The organism is Microcystis sp. M49636_WE2 (assembly GCF_030065375.1).
Lineage (GTDB): Bacteria > Cyanobacteriota > Cyanobacteriia > Cyanobacteriales > Microcystaceae > Microcystis > Microcystis aeruginosa_C.
In genome coordinates, this window is sequence record NZ_JASJFG010000686.1 from 1 (window position 1) to 4939 (window position 4939).

Genomic DNA, 4939 nt, shown 5'->3' on the forward strand with positions numbered 1-4939 from the left:
GGGGGAAGGACGATTGCCGTCTTGGGAACGGGGGTCGATGTGGTTTATCCTAGTCGTCATCGGCAGCTACACGCGGACATCCAAAAGCAGGGTTTAGTCATTAGTGAACATCCCGCCGCAACTCAACCGAATAAAGCCCATTTTCCCAGTCGTAATCGCATTATCGCCGGTTTAAGTCGCGCGACTATTGTTATCGAGGCCCCCGAAAGGTCTGGCTCCCTGATTACGGCCAGTTATGCTAACGAATTTGGCGGCGATATCTATGCTTTACCCAATTCTCCCGATATTGCTGCCGCTAGAGGTTGTTTACAACTGATTCATCAGGGAGCGGAAATTATCGTTTCTGAGGAGAAATTATTAGAAATGTTGGGGGCAATTCCCACCACGAACCAATCTGCACCGGTTAATCTCTCCCCTTCACTCCCTCTAGAGACATCCCCGGCCGTTAATCCTGCTCCTCCAGTCAATCTAGAACCTAGACTAGCACAAGTGTATCAGTTATTTGACAGAGATGCCCTGTTGTTTGACATTATTGTTCAAAAAATGCAAATCCCCACCTCAGAAGTGGCGGGGATCTTATTGGAATTAGAATTAATAGGTTTAGTGACTCAGTTACCCGGTATGCGTTACCAGAAAACCTAGTTAACCCCCAAATGCTTATTTAGGGTATTAGCTAAAGTGGTTTTCGGTACAGCCCCGACCACTAGATCAACTTTCTGACCCCTTTTGAGGATCATTCGGTTTCAGGTGTTTATCTATGGTGGTAGCTAAAGTGGTTTTCGGTACAGCCCCGACCACCATATCAACTTTTTGACCTTCTTTGAAGATCATCAGAGTAGGAATACTGCGAATCCCATACTGACTAGCGATATTGGGGTTTTCGTCGGTGTTGAGTTTCACCACCTTGACTTTCCCTATGAACATTTCGGCAATTTCTGCGACAACGGGAGCCACCATTCGACAGGGGCCGCACCAAGGAGCCCAGAAATCCACTAGGACAAGGTTGGCACTATCTAAAACTTCATCTTTAAAGGTGGCATCTGTAACGGCAGTAACCTCTGACATACTTAAGAAATCCTCTAGTAATCACGGTTATCTAGAATACGCAAAAATTCCATTCTAGAGATTCGTGGTGCGATGTTGACATTCCACTGGTGAAAAGGACGAGAACTAGCTCTAAATCCACTATAGAGGCCTTAACTTGCATCAGAGGTAGCTTCTTGGATCAATTTCACAAGGGGCATTCTTGTATTTTATAACCCTAGAGGCTCTATTTTGACTTTTTTTTTGATAAAGTTTTGTAATATTGCCCGAGTCAGTCTCGATGAAAAAATTTTCACCACCAGAGATGAAAGAGGTTTCCTTCCCTACACCCCACACCCCACACCCTACACCCTCTTTCAAGTCAGGGATGGGTGATCACAGCCGGATAAAATTTTCTTGAAGAAAAACCCGAAAAGTCAGCGATTTTATCTAGACTTAACCTGAGTTTGATTATGATCGCCATAGGCCACCTCCTAATTGAGCTTTTCTATGAAAATTCTGGTCTTAAATGCGGGATCGAGCAGTCAAAAAAGTTGTTTATACGATTTAGATATTCTCCCCTCCCATCCTCCCCAACCAATTTGGGCAGCGGGGATCGATTGGACAGTTAACCCTGATTACGGGGTTTTAACGGTAAAAGCCAAGGGAATTAAACAGGAAATTAATCTTTCTAGTCAAGACCGTCCGGCGGCAATTGCTCGGATGTTAGATACCTTAGTCACTGGCGAAACTAAGGTACTGGCCAATTTCGCCGACATTAGTATAGTCGGTCATCGAGTTGTCCATGGTGGCACGGAATATTCCCAGGCAACTATGATCACTCCCCAAGTCAAAGAAACGATTAAAAAGCTGATCCCCCTTGCTCCTAGCCATAATCCCGCTCATTTAGAAGGAATTGAGGCGATCGAGCAAGTTTTGGGCGATGTTCCTCAAGTAGCAGTGTTTGACACCGCTTTTCATCGTTCTATCCCTCCTGAGTCTTCTCTTTATCCCATTCCCTACCAATGGAGTGAACTGGGAATCCGTCGCTATGGTTTCCATGGCACCAGTCATCAGTACTGCTCGCAACGGGCAGCCGAATTGTTGGGAAAACCCCTAGAATCCTTGAAAATGGTGATTTGTCATCTGGGCAATGGTGCTTCCCTATCGGCAGTCAAGGGGGGTAAAAGTGTCGATACTACTATGGGATTTACTCCCCTAGAGGGATTGATGATGGGAACCCGCAGCGGTTCGATCGATCCAGGGATTCTGATTTATCTAGAGCGAGAATATCAATATAATCCCGATAGTTTAAATAGTTTACTCAATAAAGAATCCGGTTTAAAGGGAATTTCGGGTATTTCTGGGGATATGCGGGCAATTACCACGGCGATGGCCGAAGGTAACGAGAGGGCAAAATTAGCATTTGAGATGTATATTCATCGTCTGAAAGGTTTAATCGGATCGATGATTGCTTCTCTGGAGGGGTTGGATGTGTTGGTATTTACGGCAGGAATCGGCGAAAATTCAGCTTTAGTACGGGAAAAAGCCAGTCAAGGCTGGTCTTTTTTGGGTTTAGAGTTAGATTTAGCTAAAAATGCCGCTCGTCCCCGGGATGAGGATATCGCCACCGAGACATCTAAAGTGCGAGTGATGGTAATTGCTACGGCGGAAGATTGGGCGATCGCACGAGAATGCTGGCATTTATCCCCATAGATCCTTACCTTTGGCCATTCTCTTTTGGCTTTTCCGCTGCGGGAATCTCCATAATTGGATGGTTGAGAGCAATCATCAAATGGTCTCCCTCTTGGCTAATACTGCCCGGACTGCTCGCCATTTGGGAGAGGGGATCATTGCGTTCGGAGACGAAGTAGGAGCCAACAGCGATCGCCATGGCGGTGAAAATTGCGCCACCATAAACATAATATTGCCGACGACGCTGACCATCGACTTTTCTGAACACCTGTTCTGCCAATCGGTCGCTGGCAATAGTAACCGGTGCGGGAATCTGCCTTAAATTAGTTTGTAATCCCAAGAGCTGCCGATAGAGTTTTTTAGCGGCAGCATCATGGTCTAACCAATGCTGAACTAGCTTCCTTTCCTCTACCGTTACTTCGTTATCAATATAGGCGCTAATTAAATCAAAACGATCAGCTTCTTCGTTATCCTCATCTAAGAACAAAATATCCTCGGTTGCGGAGTTGCAATCGCTGTCATCGTGACGTAACAAAGACTTGATCCATTGAACGTCTTCGGGTTGATAATTATTCATGGTTGACCTCGACCAGAAGCGATCGGTATGCAATCACTTTTCACCAGCACGGAGCTAGTTAAATTTAACGACTCCTCACTTCGGCCGTTAGTGCCGAATCACCACAATATTCTTTAGCCTTCTGTAAAATAGGGCTGTAAAACAGATTGTAATTTAGCGCGAGCGCGAGCAATCCGAGATTTAACAGTTCCTAAAGAAACTCCCGTGATCTCGGCAATTTCTTCGTAGGCCATGCCTTCAATTTCTCGGAGAATAATAGTTGTCCGAAAAGCTTCTGGTAAATCAGCGATCGCCGCCTGTAATTGATCGTAGAATTCGTGGGTGGTGAGATGTTCATCGGGACTGGGGTAATCGGACTCGATATCCCAATCGATTTCGCCATCTTCCACGCGTCGGGGAGCATCGAGGGAAATGGGGTGATTAACCCGCTTGCGTTTCCGCAATTCGTCGTAAAAAAGATTAGTAGCAATGCGACTTAACCAACCGCGGAACTTGAGGGGTTCATGGAGACGGTTAATATTGCGATAGACGCGAATCCAGACCTCTTGAGCCAAATCAGCGCGATCTTGCCAATCGGGAGCCAAATGATAGAGTAATTTATCAATATGAGCTTGATAGCGCCGCAGCAGTTCCGCAAAAGCTGCCCGATCAGGCTGACACCCTTCCTGACAGCGTGCAATCAGATCATAGTTGGAGAGTTTGTCAGGGGACACGGGGTTTTGAGACTTTTTGGCCTCGAGTGACCAAGATGCTGGAATCGATTGACTCATGGGATTTCCTCTAAGGATATAAACTCCTCACTCAGGGCTTGAGGACGGGAGAAGTTAGCAAAGGTTCCCGAAAATAAATAGGTTTGCGGCAAAAAGTTTTTCGTGGGGGCAGGGTGTGGGGTGTGGGGTGTAGGGTTGTACCGATTTTCAGGTGGTCAACTACCTAATTTTCAGGGAAAAAGTACCTGAATTTTTCCCCCGATCACTCCAAGTGCTGGCACTTTTTGAGGGGAAAAAAGTCTAAAAGTCTTACCCAACAAGGTTTTAAGGTTTATTCAGCAAACCCTAAATAATTTTTTTTCCATATCTTGATTCTAACTGATCGAACCGAGTGGATCGGGTTGGTAATTGCTGGACTGCGATTTGAGCGGGGCATTCAATGTTTGACCTTCTCGTTCGGCCACGGGGCTGAAACCCTTACTAAGCAGTTATTTCAGCCACTGCAGCCCTATTTGATGCCTAAACAGTTCCCACTTATGAAAAACGCTGTCACCACCATCAAGAGCTAATTAGAACAAAATTACTAGACAAAAAAGCCCCACCAGAAAAAGGGGGAATAGCTGAAAAGCTTACGTAGCAAGGGATAGAAAAAAGATCAAAAAATTTTGCCAAAAGGGGTTGACAAACTTAGGGAAGTTAGATACATTGGTAAATGCGCGGTTGAAGCAAAGCGAAAGCGAAGCGAAACAAACGACGCTCGAACCTAGACAAAACAATAGTTTGAAAGCCAAGTAAAACAGCCTCGTTTAGAAGCAATTCTATAACAAAAAAGTCAAACCCGCAAGGGGGAGACAAAAAAAAGTCAAAAGAATCAAACGATTCATCATGGAGAGTTTGATCCTGGCTCAGGATGAACGCTGGCGGCGTGCCTAAC

Annotated in this window: 6 protein-coding genes; 2 read left to right on the plus strand and 4 right to left on the minus strand. The window is 45.5% G+C overall.

Going from position 1 to position 4939, the window contains the following annotated elements; translation table 11 throughout:
- Nucleotides 1-642: DNA-processing protein DprA (locus PX484_RS15740; protein ID WP_288104656.1), on the plus strand; the 642-nt coding region annotated here is incomplete at its 5' end.
- A gap of 66 nt (nucleotides 643-708) precedes the next feature.
- Here the strand turns inward: PX484_RS15740 and trxA are convergent.
- Nucleotides 709-1065, minus strand: a complete 357-nt coding sequence (trxA, locus tag PX484_RS15750) for a thioredoxin (RefSeq protein ID WP_002802246.1) — start codon at nucleotides 1063-1065, stop codon at nucleotides 709-711.
- A 468-nt stretch (nucleotides 1066-1533) separates the two neighbouring features.
- Here trxA and PX484_RS15755 point away from each other — a divergent pair, with 468 nt between their 5' ends.
- Nucleotides 1534-2739: an acetate kinase gene (locus tag PX484_RS15755; RefSeq protein ID WP_288104659.1), complete on the plus strand. Its 1206-nt coding sequence runs from the start codon at nucleotides 1534-1536 to the stop codon at nucleotides 2737-2739.
- 4 nt (nucleotides 2740-2743) lie between these two features.
- Here PX484_RS15755 and PX484_RS15760 read toward each other — a convergent pair whose 3' ends face one another.
- The 3 genes from PX484_RS15760 to PX484_RS15770 form a co-directional block, all read right to left on the minus strand.
- On the minus strand, nucleotides 2744-3295 hold the full coding sequence (locus PX484_RS15760; protein WP_287767751.1) for an anti-sigma factor family protein: 552 nt from the start codon (nucleotides 3293-3295) through the stop codon (nucleotides 2744-2746).
- Between the two features lie 113 nt (nucleotides 3296-3408).
- Nucleotides 3409-4065, minus strand: a complete 657-nt coding sequence (locus tag PX484_RS15765) for a sigma-70 family RNA polymerase sigma factor (RefSeq protein ID WP_002802236.1) — start codon at nucleotides 4063-4065, stop codon at nucleotides 3409-3411.
- Nucleotides 4066-4701: 636 nt separating this feature from the next.
- A partial coding sequence (locus PX484_RS15770) for a hypothetical protein (RefSeq protein WP_287670062.1) occupies nucleotides 4702-4939 on the minus strand: 238 nt, incomplete at its 5' end.

Bases quoted from the DNA above. Each gene is read 5' to 3' on its own strand.
- PX484_RS15755 (WP_288104659.1), top strand. From the start codon at position 1,534: ATGAAAATTCTGGTCTTAAATGCGGGATCGAGCAGTCAAAAAAGTTGT.
- PX484_RS15765 (WP_002802236.1), bottom strand. From the start codon at position 4,065: ATGAGTCAATCGATTCCAGCATCTTGGTCACTCGAGGCCAAAAAGTCT.
- trxA (WP_002802246.1), bottom strand. From the start codon at position 1,065: ATGTCAGAGGTTACTGCCGTTACAGATGCCACCTTTAAAGATGAAGTT.
- PX484_RS15760 (WP_287767751.1), bottom strand. From the start codon at position 3,295: ATGAATAATTATCAACCCGAAGACGTTCAATGGATCAAGTCTTTGTTA.